This window comes from Pedobacter hiemivivus (assembly GCF_004331685.1).
Classification (GTDB): Bacteria; Bacteroidota; Bacteroidia; order Sphingobacteriales; family Sphingobacteriaceae; genus Pedobacter; species Pedobacter hiemivivus.
Genome location: NZ_SJSM01000003.1, coordinates 193,463 through 218,503, shown reverse-complemented (window position 1 = coordinate 218,503; position 25,041 = coordinate 193,463). Strand labels below are relative to the sequence as shown.

18 protein-coding genes are annotated in these 25,041 nt (G+C 39.3%); 16 read left to right on the top strand and 2 right to left on the bottom strand.

Going from position 1 to position 25,041, the window contains the following annotated elements:
- The first annotated feature begins 44 nt into the window (after positions 1-44).
- The 9 genes from EZ444_RS07085 to EZ444_RS07045 all read left to right on the top strand — a co-directional run bounded on the left by EZ444_RS07085 (position 45) and on the right by EZ444_RS07045 (position 14,171).
- Positions 45-1,343 carry an HAD-IB family phosphatase gene (locus EZ444_RS07085; protein WP_131608033.1) on the top strand — a complete coding sequence of 433 codons (1,299 nt, stop codon included), beginning with the start codon at positions 45-47 and terminating at the stop codon, positions 1,341-1,343.
- 48 nt (positions 1,344-1,391) lie between these two features.
- A complete protein-coding gene (locus EZ444_RS07080) occupies positions 1,392-2,348 on the top strand; it encodes a tryptophan 2,3-dioxygenase family protein (RefSeq protein ID WP_131608032.1) in 957 nt (318 codons plus the stop codon).
- Positions 2,349-2,459: 111 nt separating this feature from the next.
- Entirely contained in the window at positions 2,460-3,644 is a 1,185-nt protein-coding gene (locus EZ444_RS07075) for an ATP-binding protein (protein WP_131608031.1), read from the top strand.
- A 60-nt stretch (positions 3,645-3,704) separates the two neighbouring features.
- Positions 3,705-4,769, top strand: coding sequence for a branched-chain amino acid aminotransferase (locus EZ444_RS07070; protein WP_131608030.1), 1,065 nt, complete (start codon positions 3,705-3,707; stop codon positions 4,767-4,769).
- A 91-nt stretch (positions 4,770-4,860) separates the two neighbouring features.
- Complete coding sequence (locus EZ444_RS07065; RefSeq protein WP_131608029.1) at positions 4,861-6,981, top strand: S9 family peptidase; 2,121 nt, start codon at positions 4,861-4,863, stop codon at positions 6,979-6,981.
- Positions 6,982-7,126: 145 nt separating this feature from the next.
- Positions 7,127-8,728, top strand: coding sequence for a tetratricopeptide repeat protein (locus EZ444_RS07060; protein ID WP_131608028.1), 1,602 nt, complete (start codon positions 7,127-7,129; stop codon positions 8,726-8,728).
- A 249-nt stretch (positions 8,729-8,977) separates the two neighbouring features.
- Positions 8,978-11,746: a TonB-dependent receptor gene (locus EZ444_RS07055; RefSeq protein WP_131608027.1), complete on the top strand. Its 2,769-nt coding sequence runs from the start codon at positions 8,978-8,980 to the stop codon at positions 11,744-11,746.
- A 32-nt stretch (positions 11,747-11,778) separates the two neighbouring features.
- Positions 11,779-13,035: a right-handed parallel beta-helix repeat-containing protein gene (locus tag EZ444_RS07050; RefSeq protein WP_131608026.1), complete on the top strand. Its 1,257-nt coding sequence runs from the start codon at positions 11,779-11,781 to the stop codon at positions 13,033-13,035.
- A 62-nt stretch (positions 13,036-13,097) separates the two neighbouring features.
- Positions 13,098-14,171, top strand: a complete 1,074-nt coding sequence (locus tag EZ444_RS07045; protein WP_131608025.1) for a phytase — start codon at positions 13,098-13,100, stop codon at positions 14,169-14,171.
- Positions 14,172-14,325: 154 nt separating this feature from the next.
- On the opposite strand, the gene EZ444_RS07040 is transcribed toward EZ444_RS07045, so the two are convergent.
- Positions 14,326-16,119, bottom strand: coding sequence for a hypothetical protein (locus EZ444_RS07040; protein ID WP_131608024.1), 1,794 nt, complete (start codon positions 16,117-16,119; stop codon positions 14,326-14,328).
- A gap of 50 nt (positions 16,120-16,169) precedes the next feature.
- On the bottom strand, positions 16,170-17,954 hold the full coding sequence (locus EZ444_RS07035; RefSeq protein WP_131608023.1) for an AsmA family protein: 1,785 nt from the start codon (positions 17,952-17,954) through the stop codon (positions 16,170-16,172).
- Between the two features lie 129 nt (positions 17,955-18,083).
- Here EZ444_RS07035 and miaB point away from each other — a divergent pair, with 129 nt between their 5' ends.
- The 7 genes from miaB (at position 18,084) to groL (ending at position 25,000) form a co-directional block, all read left to right on the top strand.
- The gene (gene miaB, locus EZ444_RS07030) at positions 18,084-19,511 is read left to right on the top strand and encodes a tRNA (N6-isopentenyl adenosine(37)-C2)-methylthiotransferase MiaB (protein WP_131608022.1); all 1,428 of its coding nucleotides are present in this window, start codon (positions 18,084-18,086) and stop codon (positions 19,509-19,511) included.
- A 10-nt stretch (positions 19,512-19,521) separates the two neighbouring features.
- On the top strand, positions 19,522-20,754 hold the full coding sequence (locus EZ444_RS07025; protein ID WP_131608021.1) for a sigma-54 interaction domain-containing protein: 1,233 nt from the start codon (positions 19,522-19,524) through the stop codon (positions 20,752-20,754).
- A gap of 2 nt (positions 20,755-20,756) precedes the next feature.
- A complete protein-coding gene (locus tag EZ444_RS07020) occupies positions 20,757-21,254 on the top strand; it encodes an LptE family protein (protein WP_131608020.1) in 498 nt (165 codons plus the stop codon).
- 33 nt (positions 21,255-21,287) lie between these two features.
- Entirely contained in the window at positions 21,288-22,394 is a 1,107-nt protein-coding gene (locus tag EZ444_RS07015; protein WP_131608019.1) for a hypothetical protein, read from the top strand.
- 12 nt (positions 22,395-22,406) lie between these two features.
- On the top strand, positions 22,407-22,751 hold the full coding sequence (gene secG / locus EZ444_RS07010; RefSeq protein WP_131608018.1) for a preprotein translocase subunit SecG: 345 nt from the start codon (positions 22,407-22,409) through the stop codon (positions 22,749-22,751).
- Positions 22,752-22,966: 215 nt separating this feature from the next.
- Entirely contained in the window at positions 22,967-23,257 is a 291-nt protein-coding gene (locus EZ444_RS07005) for a co-chaperone GroES (protein ID WP_131608017.1), read from the top strand.
- 105 nt (positions 23,258-23,362) lie between these two features.
- Positions 23,363-25,000, top strand: coding sequence for a chaperonin GroEL (groL, locus tag EZ444_RS07000; protein ID WP_131608016.1), 1,638 nt, complete (start codon positions 23,363-23,365; stop codon positions 24,998-25,000).
- Positions 25,001-25,041: the final 41 nt, after the last annotated feature.

Below are 25,041 nucleotides of genomic sequence, written 5' to 3'. Positions count from 1 at the left end.
TTAGCGATATTAAGACCCATCTAAATATCATTACCTCTAAACGGATGAAGCAAAAGAATTTTTACATCATTGATTTTGACAGCACTTTTACGCAAGTTGAAGCTTTGGACGAGCTGGCACGCATTTCTCTTAAAAAGCACCCTGAAAAGGAAGCCATATTTCAAAAAATTGAGGATTATACCAACCTTGCTATGGAAGGTAAACTCTCATTTGGTGAAAGTTTAGCCCAAAGAGTAAGACTTTTGGAAGCGACAGAAGACCACCTAAAGCAGCTGATCAAAGTCTTGAAGAAAAAAGTATCCGCATCTTTTTCCCGTAATGCTGCATTCTTTAAAAAACATGCGGATGAAGTATTGATCGTTTCTGGCGGTTTTAAAGAGTTTATTACCCCGGTAGTAAGCCAATACCATATTAAAAAAGAAAATATCTATGCCAATACCTTTGTCACTACTGGAGATGGCAAAATTATAGATTACGACCATTCTAACCCTTTGAGTGAAGAAGGTGGAAAGGTAAAACTGATGCAACAAATGAATCTTGAAGGTGATTTGTATGGAATTGGTGATGGCTATTCAGACTTTCAACTTCGTGAAAGTGGCCTGATCAAAAAATTCTATGCTTTTACAGAGAATATCTCAAGAGAAAGTATTGTTAAGAAAGCAGATCACGTAACCCCTAGCTTTGATGAGTTTCTATATGTAAACAACCTACCAAGGGCAATATCTTATCCAAAAAACAGGATCTTATGCCTAATCATTGGCGAGGTTGATCCTAAAAGTATAGAGATGCTAAAGAAAGATGGTTTTTCCATTCGTCATAAAACCAGCTTTGAGGAAAAATATGTGGCAGATGTACACATGCTGCTACTTGCCGATGGAGAGAAGATCACGGAGGATCAACTGGCTGGAGCGGTTACCTTAAAAACAATCGGCTATCTTGGAAATGCAAAAAACAAAATTGATCTGCAAAAATGTACAGAGCAGGGAATCGTCGTTTTTGACGACACCAAGGCAAACCCACGCAACAATAACTTCATTCCTAAAAGAATGATCGATTTTATGAATACAGGCACAACACACCTGAGCAACAACTTCCCTAACCTGCAGTTGCCAAGAATCGAAAAATCACACCGCCTGATTCATATCCATAAAAACGTTCCAGGAATTATGGCCAAAATCAACACGGCTTTTGCTTATCACGATATCAATATTGTGGGTCAGTTTCTAATGACCAATCCAAGCATCGGTTATGTAATTACGGACATCAATGCAGAGTACGACAAACAATTGTTTAAATTCTTAAAGAAGATTGAGCATACGATAAAATTTAGAGTATTGTACTAACCGCATAAGCCTTCGTTTAATTACATTTGTGGTAAACTAACTTTCTAAATGGAACTTACACCACAAATCAAAGAAAAGCTGGATAAGCTGCAGGAGAAGTATGCTGCCATGGGGCAGGATATGGCGGCTTATCTGGATGGTCTGTTGTATGCTGACTTTTTAACTTACTGGGATTATATCCACCTGGATACCCTCTTAAGTCTGCAAAGTCCAAAAACGCCTTTTCCTGACGAGGAAATCTTTATCATGTATCACCAAATTACGGAGCTTTATTTTAAGCTTTCGTTACATGAGTGTAAGCAAATCGCCGAAAACCCTTCTTTGACTGTCGAATTTTTTACGGAAAGGGTAAGACGTATTAACGCTTATTTCAATGCTTTAACTACTTCTTTTGAAGTGATGGTGAATGGCATGGAAAAGGATCAGTTTTTAAAGTTCCGTATGTCGCTACTGCCTGCCAGTGGCTTTCAATCAGGTCAATACAGAATGATTGAGATCTGCGCGACAAACTTTACCCAACTTGTAGACAAAAGTAAAAGAGAAGAACTGGCAAATGCTGACATTGAAACGCAGTTTGAACACATCTACTGGAAATTTGGGGCTACTGAATTGGCAACTGGTAAGCAAACGCTGACCCTAAAACAGTTTATCAATAAATACGCAGCTCAGTTTTTACAGTTGGCAAAAGACAGAAAGGAAACTAACTTTTCGGCCCTATACCATAAACTGGCTAATGAAGGAAATGACGTCACAGCATTGGCAGATGAGTTGAGAAAGCTGGATCTATATGTAAATGTGGAATGGCCCCTATCTCATTATAAATCGGCAGTAAGGTACCTGGAACGTGATCCGGTTGACATTGCTGCTACTGGTGGAACCAACTGGCAGAAGTACCTGCCTCCGCGCTTTCAAAAAAGAATCTTCTATCCATTTTTATGGACTGAGGAGCAGATGGAAGAATGGGGTAAAGGATGGGTGCTTGGCGTACTAAAGGATTTAAAATAACCACCAATTATTACTATTTGTAAAGCACACCTGTAAAATAGTAATACTATTTACATAGTATACTTTACAAATAGTATTACTATTTTTGTATCACACTATACAAATAGTAATATGAATTTTTACAACAGGGCAATTTATCCCTCACTATTCGATCACCTTGGGAAGAAACAGATTACTGTTTTAACAGGAATGAGGAGAACTGGAAAGACCACGTTGGTAAAACAATTGATAGCAGAATCCTCCATTGCCCAAAAATATTATTTTGATCTTGAACGGATGGACAACAGGCTTCTGTTCTCTGAGCCCAATTATGAAACAATTATTTACGCCTTAACGCAACAAGGTGCAAATTTCGGTGAGAAAGTATTGATTGCGATTGATGAAATTCAATTGGTTCCAAATCTACCAAGTGTCTTGAAATATCTTTATGACACATACGATATAAAATTTATTGTAACAGGATCCAGTGCTTATTACATGAAAAACATGTTTTCTGAGTCCTTAGCTGGCAGAAAAAAACTTTTCGACATATACCCCCTGAGCTTTGCTGAGTTACTTTCTTTTAATGGAGTATCTGTACCAGAAATCTCATTAGACAAAACTGAAAAATTTGTACGAGCAGAATATGAACGATTGAAAGGCTATTACGAAACCTATATTAACTATGGAGGTTTTCCTGAAGTAGTATTAGCAGAATCTGTAGGTGATAAAAAAGACATGATACAGGATATCATCAGCAGTTATATCAATTTTGATATTGCCCTGCTCTCTGACATCCGGAATCCGGCAAATCTTTACAAACTGATAAGACTGCTATCAGTAAGGATAGGAACAAAGTTGGACGTTTCCAAGTTAACCAGCCTAACAGGAATATCCAGGCCTACCATAGAAAATTATCTAGACCTACTTGAACAAAATTATCTAATCCGTACCATTCCGGTTTTATCAAAAAGCCCGGATAGGGAAATTACCAAAGCAAAAAAGATTTACTTTCTGGATAATGGCATTGCCTCTATATCAGGCGAAGCTGGTAGTGGCGCATTGTTTGAAAATGCAGTTTTTAACCAATTACATCATAAAGGAGCGATTGCTTATTATCAGCTAAAATCAGGAAAAGAGATTGATTTTATTTTAGACCAAAATAGATGTTTTGAAGTAAAAGAAACTGCTGATGAGTCTGATTTAAAAAACGCAATATCATTAGCAGAAAACCTTGACATTAAAAAGTGTAATGTAATAGGTAGACATCCGGTTAAACTATTTGATGGTTATATATGGGGTGGTTTTATTCATTAAAAAATAAAAACCACTGAAAGGCCATTTTTTCTTAAATTTGCACTAAGTAATACTACTACAATGAATGATACACTTGATATAACAATCACTAAAGCTGAAACCAGCAGACTTACAGTAACTGATTTCTCTCAGTTGCCTTTTGGAAAGGTATTTTCTGACCATATGTTTATTGCAGAATACGATAATAGCCAGTGGTCGAACCTACATGTGCTACCTTACGGTCCTATTCCAATGAGTCCTGCAATTTCTGCATTACACTACGGACAAGCAATTTTTGAAGGAATGAAAGCTTATCGCCAGGCGAATGGTAAGATCAGTGTTTTCAGACCTGAGAAAAACTTTGAGCGTTTCAACAAATCAGCGGCACGTATGTCTATGCCTGCTATAACTAAAGATATCTTCATGCAAGGTATTGCAGCATTAATTGATATTGATGAAAAATGGGTACCTGCACAAGATGGTTATTCATTGTACATCCGTCCGGTAATGTTTGCTACTGACCCTTATTTAGGTGTTAAACCATCTGATAAATATATTTTTGCTTTATTAACTACGCCTACTGGCCCTTACTACAGCAAAGCTTTAAATGTTAAAATCGAAACTGAATATACTCGTGCTGATGATGGTGGTGTTGGTTATGCCAAAACTGCTGGAAACTATGCCCGTTCTTTATTCCCTTTTGCGGAAGCCCAAAAAGAAGGTTTTGACCAGTTAATCTGGACTGATGCTGCTGCTCATGAATTTATTGAAGAGGCTGGAACAGCAAACCTAATCTTTGTGATCAATGGTAAATTGGTAACGCCTTCGGTAAGAAGCACCGTTTTAGACGGAGTAACCCGCGACACCATCATTACCCTTGCTAAAAAAGCAGGTATTGAGGTTGAAGAAAGACGTGTAAGCGTAAAAGAAGTAATCGAAGGTATCGAAAACGGAAGTCTTACTGACGCATTTGCAGCAGGTACTGCAGCAACAGTTACTCCAATCGGTGCAATTGGCTACCAAGGTAAAACTTATACTTTAACAGATCCTGCAACGCGTACTATTTCTGCTGGCATTGCAAAAACACTGAACGACATCCGTTACGGATTAGCTCCGGATGAGTTTGGCTGGAACTGGGTATTGTAATACCAAACTAGCTTAAAATATAATACAGGCGCCTTTATTAAGGGCGCCTTTTTATTGTCAAATCATAAAAAAACTAACCATACTTATTCGAATGAAACTAACCTTAACCCTGGGTTTAGCAGGCGCATTGCTTTTCAGCATTCCAGCAGAGGCCCAGCTTAAAAAACTGAACCAACAACAAATATTTTCGGGCCAACCTTCGCTAACCAAGCCAATGAGTATCATAACAGGCTGGAGTGACGACAGTCATTACATTGAAATGGACGCAAAAGATCGCAAATTGTATGCTGTCGATGTAAGATCTGGTGCAAAAACAGCTTACAGTCCCCCAGCCCAAAGTGATGTAAATGTATATGTAGAAAAGAACGACATCTACATCAAATCAGGAAAAAATGAGCCTAACCGCCTAACAAATAACAAGGATGAGGAAAAGAATCCAGTCTTATCTCCCGATGGAAAATATGTAGCATTTACACGTAACAACGATCTTTTTGCTGTAGATACGGAGAGCGGCAACGAAATCAGATACACCAAAGATGCTACCGATGTAATTTATAACGGTTGGTCATCATGGGTATATTATGAAGAAATTTTAGGTCGGCCAACCAACTACCGGGCTTTCTGGTGGGCACCCGACAGCAAACACATTGCTTTCATGCGCTTTGATGACACTAAAGTTCCTATGTTTCCTATTTATGGATCAACCGGTCAGCATGGCTATGTAGAGAAAACCCGTTACCCAAAAGCGGGAGATCCAAACCCGGAAGTGAAAGTAGGCTTTGTAAAAACCGCTGGCGGACCTGTTATATGGGCTGATTTTAATGAGAAAGATGACCAATATTTTGGAACACCTTACTGGAGTTACGATGGAAGTAGTCTAATGGTTCAGTGGATGAACCGTGGACAGGACGACCTGAAATTCTACACGGTAAACCCTATATCAGGTGCAAAAAAAGAAATCTATGATGAGAAGCAACCTTCATGGGTTGATTTAGATTTTGGTGGCAGAATTGAATATCTACAGGATAAAAAACACTACATCCTTAAGAGCGACAAAACAGGCTGGGCACATTTCTACTTGTATACTTTAGATGGTAAACTGATTAATCCAATAACTAGTGGAAACTGGCAGGTAACTAATCTAATGCAGGTAGACGAGAAAAATAAGGTGGTTTACTTTATGGCTCGTAAGGAAGCTTCTACCAGAACCGATCTTTACCGCGTTGATTATAACGGAAAGAATTTAAAGCGTTTAACTTTTGGTGACTATACCCATCAGATACAATTATCACCAAATGGAACTTACTTCATCACGACTTATTCTAACGTTTCTACGCCAACGAAACGCAGTTTGCTGGACAACACCGGAAAAGTAATTAAAGAACTTGGAGATAGCAAGTCGGCTGATTTTGATCAATATATTTTTGGTAAAACAGAGATGATCACCATTCCTACAGATGATGGCTATAACCTGCCTGCGGTAATTACCTACCCTACTAACTTTGATCAAAACAAGAAGTATCCTGTAGTGATGAGTATCTATGGAGGTCCCAATGCCGGCACCGTAACCAATACCTGGAAAGGAACAAACAACCAATGGTGGGCTAACGAAGGGATTATACAAATTGCAGTAGATCACCGTGCTTCCGGACAATTTGGTAAAGCGGGTGTAGCACTAATGCATCGCAACCTGGGTAAATGGGAAATGAAAGATTACACGACCGCAGCAAGGTGGTTAAAAGCTAAACCTTGGGTTGACAACAAAAAATTGTTAATTACCGGACATAGCTATGGTGGTTACATGACTTGTATGGCTTTAACTATGGGTGCAGATGATTTTGACTTTGGCTATGCAGGCGCGCCAGTTACCAGCTGGGACCTGTACGACACGCATTATACCGAACGCTTTATGGACACGCCACAGGAGAACCCTGAGGGCTATAAAAAAGGCTCTGTATTGACGTACGTGAACAATTACAAAGGGTTACTGCGCATTATGCACGGTGACATGGATGATAATGTGCATATGCAAAATACAATTCAGTTTATTGATAAACTTCAAAATGCCAATAAGCATTTTGAACTGATGATTTATCCAGGTGGCAGACATGGTTGGGGTGGCGTTAAAACTCCACATGACCGTGCTGAGCGGATTCGCTTTTATTACCAAAACCTGCTGAATAAAGCAGTACCAGAAGAATTACTTAAATAAGAACAAAGAGCAAGGATGAAAGACATTGGGCGTTTAGTCTTTCATCCTTGCTCCTTTGTCTTTGCTCCTATTCGCTCTTATTCCTTCCCTCCCTTCCAACACGGATTTAACACTCGCTTAACACTGCATGCTTTACTTTTAAAGCGTGAAACAGCCAAACCTAAAAAGCATTCAACAAGGCCTGCTACTATGCATGCTTTATCTCATTACCCCTTGCTCAATTATACATGCAAAGGTTATTGAAAAAATCACAATAGACTCTTTAATCAAAAAGCAGCCCAATGCGGCCTTTATAAAGATTAAAGATGCTTTAAACAAGGCTCTTTCTCAAAATGACTCTATTTCAGCAGCAAATTGCTATCTGTATCTGGCCGAATTATTTTATTATCAGGCAGCCTACCCACAAGCGGTTGACTATTACTACAAGGCAGACCGCATCTTTAGAAAAAGCAATGACCTTAGCAACCTGGCAAAAACAGTAAACAAGACAGGGGAAGCTTATTACTATAGCAAACAATACGAAATCTCTCTTACAAAGTTCCAGGAAGGCCTAGCACTCTACAAAAGACTGAACAACCCGGGAGGGATCGCAGAGTCGTATGGTTTAATTGGCCAAACCTATGAAAAAAGCGGAAAATATGCCCAGGCCATGAAGTACCAGCAGCTGGCCCTTAAGGAGTTTCACAAAACAAAAGACAAAACTGGCATTGCCAAGATCTATGAAAATCTGGGAAGCATTTATGAAGATGAGCCAAAGATGGATTCTGCGCTAAAATATTATAACCTTGCGTTAAATCTGAATAAAGCCAATTCAAATGACCTTGCCCAGATAGAGATTATCAATAACATTGGGGATGTTTACAGAAAAACGGGCGGGTATAATGAAGCGCTAGGTTATACGCGTAAAGCCGCCCAAATGGCCCTGGCCATGAACGATCAATACCAGCTGAGTAGTGCATACCGCGATCTTTCGAAAAACTTTGACCTCATGAAAAGGTATGATAGCGCTTATCATTACAGCGAACTGGGTAGAAATATCTTTCTGAGAATCTTTACCGAGGATACCAATAAACAAATGGCTTTACTACAAACGCTATTTGAAATACAGCAAAAGGATTCGGCTATTACGGGTTTTGAAAAAGAGAAGAAAGCCAATCAGTTTATCATTGTCTCAGTTGTACTGATTGTTATTTTGCTAGGCTTGTTGGCCGCCAGTATCTTCAGCAGACAACGCCTCAAAATTAGAAACGAACAACAACTCAATGCTCAGAATCATGCGCTTTATCTGGCCCAAAAGGACGCCATAGAGGCCGAACTTGAACTGAAAGGCAAGGAACTAACCAGCAATACGCTCCATGTGATACAAAGCAACCAGTTCTTAGAAGAGCTGCGTACCGAGCTGGAGGAAATGATAAAGGATGATAAAAGAGATCAGAAAAAGAGGTTGCAGCAAATCGTAACAAAGATCAACCAGAGCACCAGTCGGGATAAACACTGGAAAGAATTCAGTAGCCTATTTGAGCAAATTCACCATAGCTTTTTTGACAACCTGAAGAAATATAGTGAAGAATTAACTGCAAGCGATTTACGTTTGGTTGCCCTGATTAAAATGAATTTGAACTCGAAGGATATGGCTACACTTTTTGGCATATCTCAGGATAGTTTACGTGTTGCCCGCTACCGATTAAGAAAGAAACTGGATATCCCGCAAGGCGAAAATCTCAGCACTTTTATACAGACTTTATAGCTAAAAAACGCGAACCACCCCGACTTAACGGATTGTTAATATTACGCTAACCTAATGATAACGGCGTTTTTTGCTACAAATAAACACTTAAAAAACAACCAATTAGACAAAAACAGTATACGATGTATACGTTCTGTATATAGTCTTTGTAACGCTGTATACATTTTGTACACGGACAAAATTGACAAGTATCTGTGGAGGTTTACACATTTGCAGCATAATTAAAAACACAAACAAATTATTCGCAAGATGAAGTCAACTTTACAAGTTCTTTTATGCTTATTACTAAGTATAGCCACAGCAAAAGCCACGAGCTTGAAAGGCTATGTTTATGACCAGAAAACCGGTGAAGCCATTGCAGGCGCATCAGTACGATTGGAACAAACCGATAAAGCAGTCTTAACAGGGCTCGATGGATCTTTTGAGATTAAGCATCCACCCGCAGGAACTTTTACGCTAAAAGTATCCTATTTAATGTATAAAGCTTTATTAAAACAAATCGTCATCTTAAAAGAAGACAATCCTACCTTAAAAATTTATCTGTCAGAAAGTAAGGACAAGGATTTGAGTGAGGTATTGATTTCGGGCAAAGGCGATGGTGGTTCAGAGAAAACGGCCAGACGTATTGAACAGAAATCATTGCAATTGGTTAACGTGGTATCGGGCCGCGCCATTGAGGCTTCCCCTGATTTAACCGTAGCGAATGTTATTCAAAGGGTATCAGGAATATCCATTGAAAGAAGCAGCAATGGCGATGGTCAGTATGCTATCGTAAGAGGAATGGATAAAAGGTATAATTACACGCTGGTTAATGGCGTAAAAATTCCAAGTCCTGATAATAAGTACCGTTACGTACCATTGGATATTTTTCCATCTGAGCTATTGGAAAGACTGGAAGTCTACAAGACACTAACGCCGAATATGGAGGCTGATGCAATTGGCGGCGTGGTTAATATGGTGATGAAAGATGCACCTGAAAAGTTGCAAGTCAATGCAAACCTCGCAGCAGGCTATAGTCAAATGTTTATTGATAGAGATTTTATGGCCTTTAACGCTTCCGACATCAGCCACAAGTCACCTTATGAGATCAATGGTAAGAATTACCAGGCCACCACCTCAGATTTCCCTAAAGGGATGGTAGATTATACGGCTAAACATCCTGCGCCAAACATAGTGGGTGGTCTTTCTATAGGCAACCGTTATTTCAATGATAAATTAGGAATTCTACTTGCGGGAAGCTACCAGAATAACTACAGAGGAAGTAACAGCACATTTTACAACACAAAAGTTGTGGCTACCGATAAAGTTGGAGCCATCATGACTAAGGATGAAAGGCAGTACTCCGAACAGCAAAAGCGTTACGGAGCGCATGCGAAATTGGATTACGTATTTAACAAAAACCATCAAATAAGTCTGTACAATGCATATGTAGATTTAAACAGTTTGCAACTTCGTGATTCAAAATCAATTGATTTCACCAGTGAGTATTTCCCTGAAAAAGGAAGTGCAAAGCTCAATTATGCTACACGCACACGCCTGACAGAACAACAAATCTACAACAGTACTTTACAGGGAAGTCACCAGCTTATTCCCGAAAAATTAAAACTACACTGGTCTGCAGTGTATTCATCAGCTAAAAACGAATCGCCAGATCAAAACAACATTAATATTCTTGGGATTCGAGAGAACTTTGAAGACCGCCGCACATTTGCTCCTGCTATTGGAGACGCCTATACCCGTCGTTGGGAACGCAATACAGAGGAGGACAAAGCTGGTTATCTGGACCTAAGTTACAACACCGTATTGGCGGGAGTAAAAGCAGAATTTACTGCTGGAGGATTGTACCGTGATAAACAACGTAGTAGTTTCTACAATCAATACGTGTTCACTTCAAAAAACCCCGGAGCATTATTTGGCAGAGATTTCAATAAGTATACAGAAATCGAGTGGACGCTAAAAAACCCCGCTGGATCAGTAGACAATGCATTAACCTATGATGCGTCTGAAAAAATGACTGCAGGCTATGGAATGGTGACTTTAAACACCGAGAACTTACAGGTAATAGGTGGTCTCCGGATAGAACATACCGACCAAGGTTATAAAATGCTCTTCCCTACTGCAGAATTACGGCCTATAGGATCACAGATTTATACTGATTACCTGCCAAGCTTAAACTTGAAATATAAACTTGCAGAGAAACAGCAACTACGCGCTTCTTACTTCCGCTCGTTAAACCGTCCAGGGTTCTATGAACTCGTTCCAGGTGGTGGATTGGTGCAGGATGATTACAAGGAAAAAGGAAATCCTGATTTGAAACGTGCAACAGCTGACAATTATGACTTGCGTTATGAACTCTTTCCAAATGGAAATGACCAGTTGCTTGTCGGTGCATTTTACAAAAACATAAAAAACCCAATAGAATATAGCTTTCAACCTGATCCGACACGTCCGCAGGATACTTATTATTTGCCAGGTAACTTTGGAAATGCCCGTAATTACGGATTAGAGATTGACTACATTAAGTTCATTCATAAGTTTGGCATTAAAGCCAATTATACTTATACTCATTCTAAAATTACTACACCCAAAACCACAAGAATAAGAAATGAAAACGGAAATCTCGATGCAATTTTTGTAGATCAGAGTCGCCCGTTATATGGCCAATCTGAACACATCGGTAACATTTCATTACTCTACAAAGGTGGTAAAAATGGATTTGACGCACAGCTTGCTGCTGGCTATACTGGTCCTCGCATTAACACCGTTTCTCAGTTTTTAGACAATGACCTTTGGCAGCAGGGATTCGTACAAATGGATCTTTCTGCAGAAAAGAAATTTAAAAACAATCTGAGCATTTTTATAAAAGGAGGAAACCTACTGAATACCCCTTTAAAGCTATTCATCAAAGGGACCAATCCTGATAATAAAAACATCGCAACAGAATTTGATGGCAAAACGCTGATTCGCAATGACTACTACAAACAAACCTATTTATTAGGCGTACGCTACAAATTATAACCCATTTGATCATTCATTATAAAAGAGAAAAAATGAAAGCAAAACAACTGTTTATCTACTTGGCCATATTCATGGCAATATTTGCAGGCTGTGAAAAAGCCAATGTTGATGTGGATCCTGATACTGGAAACGGATCAGCCATTGGCGAAGTTTCGGGCATCTGGAAAAGAGGAAGCGTGCAGCACATCACAGGAGACATTATCATCCTTGAGGGGCAATCATTAACTATTGAAGAAGGTGTAACCGTGATTATGGATGCTGTAGCTAAACCTGAGATCATTGTGAAAGGGAATCTTTACGCAGAGGGTACCCAGGCATTCCCAATAAAATTCACCGTTGAGGAGGCATTAAGAACGAAAGAAAATGAATTCGGTCGTTTATGGGGAGGTATTTTAGCGGCTCCTAGTTGTGCAGAACTACTGCTAAACTATACCATTATTGAATATGCTGGAGCAACAACTTCTGATGCCTCTACCTCAGTAAAACAAAAGCTCTATAAACAAAAAGCCGGAGAAAACCTACCTGCATTGTGGTTCTCTAATGTAAATGGCAAGCTTGTGGTTACCAATAGCATTTTTAGAAACCTGCAGGAAGATTGTACTTATATAGAGGGGGGAAAGATCATTTTTGCGAACAACCTATTCTACACTACGGGAGTAACAGGCGGAGAAGCCATCAACCTAAAATCAGGTTGTTTAGCTGACGTAGCCTACAACCTGGTATACAGTACAAATACCAATGCATTAAAGCTATCTAATAGTGGTGACCGTAGCCCTCAAACCTTTGTTGTGGTATATAATAACACCCTTATTAATACAGGATGGCGCAGACCATCAGCCAAAGGTGGATCTATCTGGGTAGAAGCAACAGTCCGTGTAAGCGTATTTAACAATATGTTTGCAAATACGCGCTTTGGCATAAAAAGAGATACTAAAGCCCCTGAAGATGCCAGATCTTTATTCGGGAACAACCTATACTATGGGTACAATCAAACCACAGTTAATCAGTTTCAGCCAACCACAGATATCGTAGGTGGCATCAATGATGTGATTGGAAAAACTGCGGGAGACAACGACCCTAAATTTTTGAACTATCCGACGAGCACAGATGTTAACAATGCTTCGTTTAACACCGCATGGAACTTCCATTTGCAAGCTGGCTCTCCGGCAATTGGCAAAGGAAAAACGGACTTTACACGTCATCATGCTGCAGGTTTAGTCCTAAATGGAATTACTTATACCTCACCAGCACCAGCTAACTATATTGGTGCTTACGGATCAGCTAACTAAACAAATTATCAATCATGCTGTTGTTCCGGACAACCGGACAACAGCATATAAACCTATATTTAATGAATAAACCCAATTCAATCCTCTGCCTTACAACATCCATATTATTATTTACAGCAGCTTGCAGCCAAAATCAACCAGTAAACACTGCGGCAATTAAACCTCTTTACGTAACTGAACCTCTACAATTCGACTCTGATGATCCTGCGATATGGGTAAATCCGGCAGATAGTTCCAAATCACTAATCATTGGAACTGACAAAGATGAAAACGGCGGTTTATACGTTTTTGACTTACAAGGAAAGATAATTAAAGAGAAAACAGTTAAAGGACTAAAGCGACCTAATAACGTTGATGTGGCCTATGGTTTAAACCTGGGTGGAAAGAAAGTAGACATTGCTGTGGCTACCGAACGAATGACGCACAAACTGAGGGTATTCTCTTTACCTGATATGAAGCCGATAGACAATGGTGGACTACCCATGTTTGAAGGTGAAACCGGCGAACTATACAGAGACCTGATGGGCATTGCTATGTATACAGATCCGCAAGGGCAAATCTATGCTATCGTAGGCCGCAAATCTGGCCCTGCAGCAGGGGAATATTTGTGGCAATACTTACTGGAAGACAATGGCAAGGGCCAATTGAAAGCGACCTTAAAAAGGAAGTTTGGTAAATATAGCGGCAAAAAAGAGATCGAATCTATAGCAGTTGACAACGAGCTAGGCTATATCTACTATTCTGACGAGCAATTTGGGGTCAGAAAGTATTATGCTGATCCAGCAAAAGGAAACCAGGAACTGGCTTTATTTGCTACAACAGGATTTAAAGAGGATAACGAGGGGATTAGCATTTATAAAACTACCGATAGCGCTGGGTATATATTGGTTTCAGATCAGGCAGCAAATCACTTTCAGGTATTTAATCGTGAGGGCACTAAACAAGATCCGAACAAGCATGTGCTGATCACCAGCATTCCTACCTCCACCAACAATAGCGATGGTTCTGATATCTATTCAAAAGCACTGAACAATGACTTTAAGCATGGACTCTTTGTTGCGATGAGTGATAACAAAACGTTCCAACTTTATCGCTGGGAAGACCTGGCGGGGAAGAAATTGAAAGTCAATAAATAATAAAAAAAGGAATATCCGAAAAGGTACGATCGTCATCCTGAATTTATTTCAGGATCTCTCTTGAGCATGTTTTTCGAATAGTTGGTGCGAGGTCCTGAAATAAATTCAGAATGACGAACGCTTTAGCAAAACGGCAATACCTTTTCGGACATTTTTACTTTCTCATTTTTAACCGTTCTGCCCGGCGCTTCTGCCTTGCTTGCCGATCTGCTTTGATCTTTCCAAATTTAGCAATCTGCTCTTTAATCTTTTTCTCCTTTGCTGGCGTAAACCCTACACTATATTTAACACCCTGAAAAAGTGTTTTCCAGATAAAATTAAAGAAAGAGGCTGTTGGTACGCGTTTATAATCAACAGTAGCGGTGACAAACTTTCCATCTACACTGGGATTAGAAGAATTGATAACCAATGCATTTGCCAGGAATGAAATTAAGCCCTGTTTTACCAGGCGATCCTCTCCTTTTACTCTCTTAAGTACAGCCAGAGAAAGATCTTTGTAGGCAAAGCTAACTGTCCCCTTTGCCACCTCATCATTTGCCTTGACATCAAATGCCAGCTTATCGATATGCCCACTATTTACCTTTACCAATCCCAATGGTTTAGTGATCCTGTTAAATGCTCTTCCCTCCATATCCTCCAACACACCTGCATAAGAGAAAGCCCCATCTTTGGCAGCAAGATTGAATTTAAAGTTTACATCCAACTTCCCCGAGCCCATCACACGAGAAGTTAATGCAGCTACAGCTAAAGAATCCTTAGCAATCACCTTTTCTAGATTGGTCACATTCGTAATCGTCCCCCTTGTTTCTTCAAACATAATTACCCCCTTGCCTTTCCCCTCCTGACCAAATTCGCTATAACTGATGTCTATATTGTCTAAATTCAGCTTCGCTATCGTCAATTTAGCATTTGCCTTTTGCAATAATTGGTGTGGGTAGGATCCTATTTTATTGACTACTTTTTTAGGGAGTGTATTGTTATTTAGCACTGCCAGAGTCCCATCGGCGAGCGTCATTTCTCTAGCAAACAACTCTTGTTTTAAGATATATAAAGGAAGGTTAATTCCGGTAAAGCCGATGCTGCTAATCTGTATGTTATACCTGTCTTTAGCATAGCCTAAGGTACTGCCAAACTGATGTTCACTCTCCCGAGGCTCAAGACTAAAATTCTTTACATCTAGCTTGCCCGAAGATGCAGCAAAATCAAGTCGGTTAAACTTGACAAAATACAAGCTATCAGAAGTTGCATAGGAATAGGCATTAAGGTTAATAATCACATCCTTCAACAGGTAAAGCCTGCTTTTGTCATTAGCCGAATGCCGATCGATCAGCCAGTCTTTCAATGTGATATTTAAACTATCTACGTAATCAATTTTCGGCTGATCAGGAGTATTATTGTCGATGTATTTAAAGCTGGCATTTTTAAAATCTACTGTTTTTATGCGCAACTCTTTAAGGTACTTTTCAATGTAATCATAAGGAGATTTTATAGGATGAGGGAGCTTCTCATCATTGTAATCAAACTGCCGATTGGTCATTTCAATAGATGGATTATCGAACAACAGCAGATCGATGTTTAACTTTTTATCCCGCCACAACCTAAAAGGATGAAAGTTTCGTACGGCTAATTTTTTAAGCTTTATCTTGTACAAATTATTGGGGGCATGTTTAAGGGCGATGAGCTGACGATATACAGCAGTATCGGGCGTAATCGTTACATCCGACAAAGACGATATGCCTGTTAACACATTCACATTAACAGCAGAGAAGTCTACTTGATAAAGGTTCTCTGTGGTTTTCAAAACCAGCTCCTTTAATTCGGCCGTAACTATAGGTTTCAATTTAACACTAAAGTACCAGGTTATTCCGGTCAGTATTAAAGCAACAAACAGCAAGGCTGCAGCAAACCATTTAAGTATGATGTATTTCTTTCCAACATTCACAGTCATAAGCAACAGGGTGGTTAGCCTAATATACAATTATTGTGACAGCTTAGGCATTAATTCTTCTTTGTAGCTTCTTTTTCTTTTCGGCGCTCTTCCTTCTTATCTTTTATTTTATCCATGGCTTGTTCCGGGGTTTTAACTGGAACAATACCTAATCCTACTGTTTCTCGCATACCTATAAAAATGCTTTTCCACATCAGGTTAAAAAAAGATGCCGCTGGGGTTCTTTGAAAAGTAACATTCGACGTACGCGCGGCTTCTCCCTTAATCGGGTTCGCGTCTTCAATCAAGAGTTTATTAGCCAGAAAGGATAAAAATCCTTTCTTTTTAGGAGCCATTCCATTTTCGCCCTCTTTCAGTAGTTTTATCTTAAGATCGGTATAATAAAAATGAACCTTCCCAGAAGAGCCTTTGGCATTAGCGTGTATATTAAAATCCAGTTTTTGCATTTGTCCACTTTCAATTTCCACTAATCCCATATTTTTTGCCATCGGATTTAAAGCCTGTAAATTCATGGGAGCTACATTTCCGTTATAGCTGAAAGCGGCATTCTTGTCCGTGAGGTTAAAATTTATCTGCACATTTATACGACTGGTTTTCATCACCAGAGCAGTCAAATTTGCTACAGCATGGTTATTTTTAGTCAGCTGCAGGGTATCATTGGTCACATTGAGGATGCGACCACTTAAGTTTTGAAAATATACTGTTCCCCTCTTCTGACTGATTGGATTGTACTCTGTATAAGCCAGGTCAATATTATTCAATTTTACCGTGTCTACAACGGTAGGTATAGGTAAACGCTTAAGCGCCATATGCGGAAAATTCCTGACTTTATCCAGGTTGGGTGGTGGGGGCAGCTCTCGGTTTACAAAAATATTTACTTTGGCAGGCCCTATTTTTAAAGCTTTTGCCTGTAGTTTTTCTTCAGCATCTAACAATGCAAAGTTTACGCCTTCAAGGCTAATGGTATTAAATTTAAGATCATATCGATCTTTTCCATAAGTGTATTTACGGGAGAAGGCCAGATCGGGATACATAGGAATCATTTGAACCCCCGTGATGTCTATAGATTTATGCAATGCTGAACCTCTGATCGTATCGACCTTGATGGTATACATTTTATCTTTACTAATCGATTTGTAGCCTGTTAATTCAAAGCCAATATCCTTTGCGTAGTAATATCTTGTGGTATCAAACTGAGAAACAGAATCCAGCAGAAAATCATTGACATTAATGCTCAGGTGTTTTACGGAATGTATTTTTTTAAAATTATCCCCATTGATATAGTCGAAATCTGCATCAATAATTTTAATTCGCTTAACATCAATCGATTTAACTCTATTGGAGATCAGGTCATACAAAGTCTGATCCTCCTTTTCAAGTTCTTCCGGGAGTTTTTCTACCTTATAGTGAGTTACGTTAATCGACGGGTTCTCTAAAACAATCGATTTTATCTCTACTTCTCTTTTAAAATAAGCAGTTAACAAGGCCACTCTATTCAATTGCAATCGCTCAAGTTTTACCTCGAAGATATTGGCTGGAGCAACCCTTAACTTTCTAAACTGATTATAAACACTAGTGTCTGGAACTAACGACACGTCCTGTAATTCGATACTTCCTGTTAGCAGATTAATGCTAATATCTTTAAAATCCAGCTTATAAAGATTAAAGGAGCGGTTATACACCCCATCCTTTAGCTTTTGAGAAAGCAGGGGCTTCCACCTCGCCATTAGCAACATTATTCCGGTTACAACTACAATCAACACAATTAATATGGAAATTATCCATATTCTCTTTTTGTATTTCCCTGATCTACTTTTGATAACAACGTTTTGCATATGAGTAGCACTAACAATTTCAGCGCCACAATATATAAAAGGAAACTTAGTTATTATTATTCCGTCTCTGCCAATCTGTCATTTGTAAATTAAATTCCGTATTTTTGAAGCCCATAATAATGTTAACCAATGATTGATTTACAACTTACAGATAAAACACACGATGAAGAGCGCCAGGGAGAGGCTTTGGTTATTGATGCACCTTTAGTGCGTAATGGACGAAAGTTGTATATTGAAAGCTATGGTTGCCAGATGAATTTCGCCGATAGCGAGATTGTAGCTTCTATTTTACTGGATCAGGGTTTTGAAACTACCGGCGACTATAAAGAAGCAGATGTGGTATTCATCAATACCTGCTCGATCCGTGAAAATGCAGAACAAAGAGTACGCAACAGGTTATCACAATTTGGTGCGGAGAAGCGTAGAAATCCTAAATTAATCGTTGGGGTATTGGGCTGTATGGCTGAACGTTTAAAATCAAAGTTTCTGGAAGAGGAAAAATTGGTTGACGTTGTAGTGGGTCCAGATGCTTATCGTGAGCTTCCGCAATTGTTAAGCGAAGTAGAAAGTGGCCATAAAGCCATTAATGTATTGTTATCTCGTGAGGAAACTTATGCAGACATCAGTCCTGTTCGCTTAAATGGAAATGGCATTACTGCTTTTATTTCTATTATGCGTGGTTGCGACAATATGTGTTCTTTTTGTGTAGTTCCTTTTACCCGTGGCCGCGAAAGAAGTCGTGACCCATATTCTATATTAGCCGAAGCCCAAGACCTTTTTGATAGAGGTTATAAAGAGGTAACGCTCTTGGGACAAAATGTGGATTCCTATAAATGGAAAGGCGCTGATGCGGAAGAGACTGCGGAAACAGAAGTTAACTTTGCCCAGTTGCTTGAAAAAGTAGCACTAATCAGTCCTGATTTGAGGATTAGATTTTCGACTTCGCACCCGAAAGACATAACTGACGAAGTTTTATATGCCATAGCGAAATACGACAATATTTGTAATTATATCCACTTACCTGTTCAATCGGGCAGTACCAGGGTTCTGGAACTGATGAACAGGACTTATACACGCGAATGGTACATCAATAGAGTTGATGCCATTAGACGGATTATACCTGGTTGCGCAATTTCATCTGATATCATTGCTGGTTTCTGTACGGAGACCGAAGAAGAGCATCAGGAAACGTTGAGCATCATGGATTACGTAGGTTATGATTTCGCCTTTACCTTCAGCTACTCGGAAAGACCGGGAACATTGGCTGCACGTAAGTATGCTGATGATATCCCTGAAGAGGTAAAAAAACGCAGACTTGCTGAAATTTTATTAAAGCAACAACAAACTTCTTTGTTCCGACTACAACAATTTGTTGGAAAAACTGTTAGAATTTTGGTGGAGGGTACTTCTAAAAAATCGGATAAAGATTTTTGTGGAAGAAATGATCAGAATGCAATGGTTGTTTTCCCGGCAAGTGAAGGAGTGAAAGCAGGTCAATACGTAAATGTACACGTTGATCGTTGTACATCTGCCACGTTATTGGGAACTGTAGTTTAAGTAATATTAAATGGATATACAAGACATTAAAAACCGTTTTGGAATTATAGGGGGCTCTCCGCTACTCAACCGAGCGATAGATATAGCCAGACAGGTTTCACCAACCGACATGTCTGTATTGATCACCGGAGAAAGTGGTAGTGGTAAGGAAGTTTTCTCGCATATCATTCATCAACTGAGCACCCGCAAACACGGTGCATTTATTGCCGTAAACTGTGGTGCAATCCCTGAGGGCACCATTGACTCCGAATTATTTGGTCATGAGAAAGGATCTTTTACAGGTGCCCATGAAGCCCGTAAAGGTTATTTTGAAGTCGCCAATGGGGGTACCATTTTTTTAGATGAGGTAGCCGAATTACCTTTGGGTACCCAGGCGCGTTTGCTTAGAATTCTAGAAAGTGGCGAATATTTACGGGTAGGTTCATCAAAAGTGCAAAAAACTGATGTGCGTATTATTGCGGCTACAAATGTTGATGTTTACAACAGGGTAAAGTCGGGCAAATTCCGTGAAGATCTTTATTACAGATTAAACACTGTGCCTTTGCGCATTCCTGCTTTGCATGAGCGTAAGGAAGACATCTATCTTCTTTTCAGGAAATTCTCTGCAGATTTTAGTGATAAGTATAGAAGTCCGGGCATACAGCTTGAGCCTGAAGCCATACAAATCCTGAGTAATTACAGCTGGCCTGGAAACGTTAGGCAGCTAAAAAATATAGCCGAACAAATCTGTGTGTTGGAAAAGGACAGGAATGTAACTGCTGCAGCCTTGCTAAATTACATCCCTAATGAAAGCGCAAACAACTTGCCTGTGGCCATTAATGGTGGCGGTAAGGAGGATTTTACGGAACGTGACATCCTTTACAAGGTTCTTTTTGACATGAAGAAGGACATGATGGAGTTGAAAAAACTGGTTGCTGAGATTATTCAAAGCGGCGGCAATACGGCTCATATCATGGCAGACAACCCACATTACATCAATCAACTTTACCAGGATGTGGATCAAACGATGAGTAATGATTCCACCTTAACGATTAAAAATCCTTCACAGAATTCGCCGGTTGATTACAACTATACGCAGGATGCGGAGGAAATTGAAGAATCCTTGTCCTTGATTGACAAAGAATCTGACCTGATTAAGAAGGCGCTGAAAAAACACAAGGGTAAGCGTAAATTTGCTGCACAGGAATTGGGCATCTCGGAACGCACTTTATATAGAAAAATTAAAGAATTGAACTTAAATTAACGATGAAAAAACTATCTATACTATGTGTTTTGTTTTTTGCGCTGAGTGGTTGCAAAATATCACTAAACGGAGCTTCTACTGTTGGGATGAAAACAGTGAACGTACAGGTCTTTGAAAACAATGCCCCGCTGGTAGTTCCTTACTTAAGTTCTCAATTTACAGAGGAGTTAAAGACCAGGATCAGGAATCAAACGAGTCTTTCGATTACACAAAATGATCCTGATGGCGTTTTTTCGGGAAATATTACTGGATATAGCATCACTCCTGAAGCGATTACGGACAATCAAAATCCTGTGGCAGGCGCCAACAGATTGACGATCAGTGTTAATGTAAAATACACTAACAACATCAATCCTAAACAGAGTTTTGAAAAATCCTTTGAACGCTATAAAGTATTTAAACTTGTGGGAAGCATTCAGTCTATGGAGCAGGGCTTGATCAAAGACGTGACCGCACAATTGACGGAAGATATTTTTAACGCAGCTTTTGCACAATGGTAAGCTAAAGTAGAGATCAATTATTAACTTAGCGACGTGGAGCAGGAATTAGATATAAAACAACAATTGGGGGTATGGCTTTCATCGCCTGAAAAGGTAAGCAGGGAAGATGCTCCTGTGTTAAAAGATTTAGCATTGCTTTATCCTTATTTTCAACCATTGCATCTTTTATTGGCGAAAGCTACACTAGAGGAACCGGAACAAAATAACAATCTGGCCACTGCTGCTTTGTATACCAATGGGCAGTTACTTCATACTTTACTTCATGCTCCTGAAGATCTTCATACCGCTAATTTTGAAGTTATCAGCTCTGCATTTGATCAGACCAGTCAGCCTGATCCGCTTGAAGCATCAACAATAGATGAAGTTCCTGCTGAAATTTCTGAGCCAGTTGAAAACCTGATCAGCATGGATGAGCAGGAAGTGTTTGAAGAAATTACTGAGGTTAGCCTAAAACCTGAAGATGAGTTGGTGATGGAGAGCATTGTTTCCTCAGACTTCTTTGCTTTTCAGGAGAATTTTATTGCAGAAACGGTTATTCCAGATCAGGAAGATCCAAATTTCAGACCTTCTTCGCCACCTTTGTCAGCCTCGTCTAAACCAGAAGAGGAGCCTATTGTAATTAGCAAGTATGACGATGATCAATTGCCATATACATTTTTATGGTGGCTGGCAAAAACAAGAAAAGAGCATCAGCAGATCTTTCAACCTTATGCTGCACCGAAAAGGGTAAATTCACCTGAAGGACAAAAACCGGCTTCAACCCAACGACCAAATGAATTGCAGCAGCAATATGTGGAGCATATATTCCACCTCCAGAGTCCATTTAACGACGATTCTGAAGAAGGCTACAATACCGATGGGTTTAGAACGACCAGCAAGGGCAATGAGATCATAGAGAGCTTTATTAAAAACGATCCACAGATCAGTCCACCGAAACCAGAACAAATCGACAACGAGAATAAAGCTAAAAAGAGTGCCGAGGATCATAATGACCTGGTATCAGAAACTTTAGCTAAAATATACATCGAGCAAATGCTTTACGACAAAGCAATAGAAACGTACGAAAAATTAAGTTTGAAGTTTCCAGAAAAAAGACGTTACTTTGCCGACCTTATCCAATCTATAGAAAAGAAAATTTAACAATATAAGATTATGCTATTTTTAATTATTTTATTAATCATTATTTGCGTGGCTTTAGGGCTGTTTGTTTTGGTACAAAATCCTAAAGGCGGTGGTTTGGCTACTGGTGGATCAGGCAGTAACATGTTTGGTGTTCAACGTACAGGTGATGTTTTAGAAAAAGGTACATGGGTTTTATTGACTTTAATTGTAGTGCTTACTTTATCGATTACGACGATCGCTAAATCTGGAAGTTCTTCTACTGGTGAAGCTTCTAAAATTCAAGAGCATTTAGATAAAACACCTACTCCATCTCCTATTGGTGGCAGAACAGCACCAGCTGCAGCTCCTGCAACCGGAGATACAACAAAAAAATAAAAACTCTATTTTGCAATAGAAAGCCTGGTATAAACAATACCGGGCTTTTTTGTGTCCTGCCACTCTGACACAAAAGTACTTTAGGAAAATATGTTAGCTGACAATGCTTGCAAATTTGTCAATCCGATTTGCATTGGCATAAAAACTGATATACTTTTACCACGTAGTTTATACGATTTTAAATTTTAACTTAAAAAATAAATTAATATCAAGTTATGGCTTTAAACCTTAAACCCATTTCAGGTACAGCAAACAGAGTTATTGTTGAACCTGCTGCGGCAGAAGAAAAGACGGCATCTGGAATCTATATTCCTGACACTGCAAAAGAAAAACCATCTAAAGGAACTGTTGTATCTGTTTCTGAAGAAGATTCAGAAGGTAAAAAACCAACTGTAAAAGTAGGTGATGTTGTTCTTTATGGCAAATACGGTGGCACAGAGCTTCCTATTGATGGTAAAGACTATTTAATCATGCGTGAAAGCGATATCTACGCAGTACTTTCTTAGTACTGAGATATTAGATTAATGGCAGGGCCGTTCTGGCTTTGCTCTTGAAAAACAAACTAATTAATAAACACAGTATTTTTTCTAGATACTTACTATTAAAAAACAATGGCAAAACAAGTAAAATATAATGTAGAAGCCCGTGACGCCCTGAAAAGAGGTGTTGATACTTTGGCTAATGCAGTAAAAGTAACTTTAGGTCCAAAAGGACGTAACGTAATTATTGACAAGAAATTTGGTTCACCTGCAATCACTAAAGATGGTGTAACTGTTGCGAAAGAAATTGAGTTGAAAGACCCAATTGAAAATATGGGTGCTCAAATGGTTAAAGAAGTAGCTTCTAAAACTGCAGATATCGCAGGTGATGGAACTACAACTGCAACTGTATTGGCTCAGGCAATTGTTACTGCTGGTATTAAAAACGTTGCTGCTGGTGCAAATCCAATGGATCTGAAACGTGGTATCGATAAAGCGGTTACTGCAATCGTTGAAAACTTAAAAGCTCAGTCGCAAACTGTAGGTGAAGACAATAACAAAATCAAACAAGTAGCTTCTATTTCGGCTAACAATGATGAGGTTATTGGTGCTTTAATTGCAGAAGCAATGGGTAAAGTTGGTAAAGATGGTGTAATTACTGTTGAAGAAGCAAAAGGTACTGAAACTGAAGTAAAAACAGTTGAAGGTATGCAATTTGACCGTGGTTACTTATCTCCATACTTTGTAACTAATGCTGATAAAATGGAAGCGGAATTAGAAAACCCTTACATTTTGATCTATGACAAAAAGATCAGCAACATGAAAGAATTATTACCTGTATTGGAGAAACAAGTTCAAACTGGTAAGCCTTTATTGATCATTGCTGAAGATTTAGATGGAGAAGCATTGGCTACTTTGGTAGTTAACAAGATCCGTGGATCTCTGAAAGTTGTAGCTGTTAAAGCTCCAGGTTTTGGTGACAGAAGAAAAGCAATGTTAGAAGACATCGCTATCTTAACTGGTGGTACTGTTATTTCTGAAGAAAGAGGTTATAAATTAGAGAATGCTGACCTTACTTACTTAGGTACTGCTGAGAAAGTTCTTGTTGATAAAGACAATACAACTATCATCAACGGTGCTGGTCAGTCTGAAGATATCAAAGCTCGTGTTAACCAGATCAAAGCTCAAATCGAGACTACTACATCTGATTACGATAAAGAAAAATTACAAGAGCGTTTAGCTAAATTAGCTGGCGGTGTTGCTGTTCTTTACGTAGGTGCAGCTTCTGAAGTAGAGATGAAAGAGAAAAAAGACCGTGTTGATGATGCATTACATGCAACTCGCGCAGCGGTTGAAGAAGGCATTGTTGCTGGTGGTGGTGTTGCTTTCATCCGTGCTATTGAGGCATTGGAAGGCATGAAAGGAGCTAACGATGATGAGACTACTGGTATCCAGATCATTCGTCGTGCTATCGAAGAGCCATTACGTCAAATCTGCCAAAATGCAGGTATTGAAGGTTCTATCGTAGTTCAAAAAGTTAAAGAAGGTAAAGGTGACTTTGGTTACAATGCACGTACTGATGTTTATGAAAACTTAATTGCAGCTGGTGTTATTGACCCAACTAAAGTTGGTCGTGTAGCTTTGGAAAATGCAGCTTCAATTGCAGCTATGTTGTTAACAACAGAAGTTGTATTGGCTGATGATCCAGAAGATGCTCCTGCTGGCGGTATGCCTCCAATGGGCGGCGGCGGCATGGGTGGCATGATGTAATAATCAGCCTCCATTTCATTAAATTTAAAGAAAACCCACAG

Coding starts and splice junctions, on each gene's coding strand:
- EZ444_RS07005 (WP_131608017.1), top strand. CDS start 22,967: ATGGCTTTAAACCTTAAACCCATTTCAGGTACAGCAAACAGAGTTATT.
- EZ444_RS07080 (WP_131608032.1), top strand. CDS start 1,392: ATGGAACTTACACCACAAATCAAAGAAAAGCTGGATAAGCTGCAGGAG.
- EZ444_RS07050 (WP_131608026.1), top strand. CDS start 11,779: ATGAAAGCAAAACAACTGTTTATCTACTTGGCCATATTCATGGCAATA.
- EZ444_RS07055 (WP_131608027.1), top strand. CDS start 8,978: ATGAAGTCAACTTTACAAGTTCTTTTATGCTTATTACTAAGTATAGCC.
- EZ444_RS07040 (WP_131608024.1), bottom strand. CDS start 16,119: ATGACTGTGAATGTTGGAAAGAAATACATCATACTTAAATGGTTTGCT.
- EZ444_RS07020 (WP_131608020.1), top strand. CDS start 20,757: ATGAAAAAACTATCTATACTATGTGTTTTGTTTTTTGCGCTGAGTGGT.
- EZ444_RS07070 (WP_131608030.1), top strand. CDS start 3,705: ATGAATGATACACTTGATATAACAATCACTAAAGCTGAAACCAGCAGA.
- EZ444_RS07085 (WP_131608033.1), top strand. CDS start 45: ATGAAGCAAAAGAATTTTTACATCATTGATTTTGACAGCACTTTTACG.
- EZ444_RS07035 (WP_131608023.1), bottom strand. CDS start 17,954: ATGCAAAACGTTGTTATCAAAAGTAGATCAGGGAAATACAAAAAGAGA.
- miaB (WP_131608022.1), top strand. CDS start 18,084: ATGATTGATTTACAACTTACAGATAAAACACACGATGAAGAGCGCCAG.
- secG (WP_131608018.1), top strand. CDS start 22,407: ATGCTATTTTTAATTATTTTATTAATCATTATTTGCGTGGCTTTAGGG.
- groL (WP_131608016.1), top strand. CDS start 23,363: ATGGCAAAACAAGTAAAATATAATGTAGAAGCCCGTGACGCCCTGAAA.
- EZ444_RS07025 (WP_131608021.1), top strand. CDS start 19,522: ATGGATATACAAGACATTAAAAACCGTTTTGGAATTATAGGGGGCTCT.
- EZ444_RS07045 (WP_131608025.1), top strand. CDS start 13,098: ATGAATAAACCCAATTCAATCCTCTGCCTTACAACATCCATATTATTA.
- EZ444_RS07065 (WP_131608029.1), top strand. CDS start 4,861: ATGAAACTAACCTTAACCCTGGGTTTAGCAGGCGCATTGCTTTTCAGC.
- EZ444_RS07075 (WP_131608031.1), top strand. CDS start 2,460: ATGAATTTTTACAACAGGGCAATTTATCCCTCACTATTCGATCACCTT.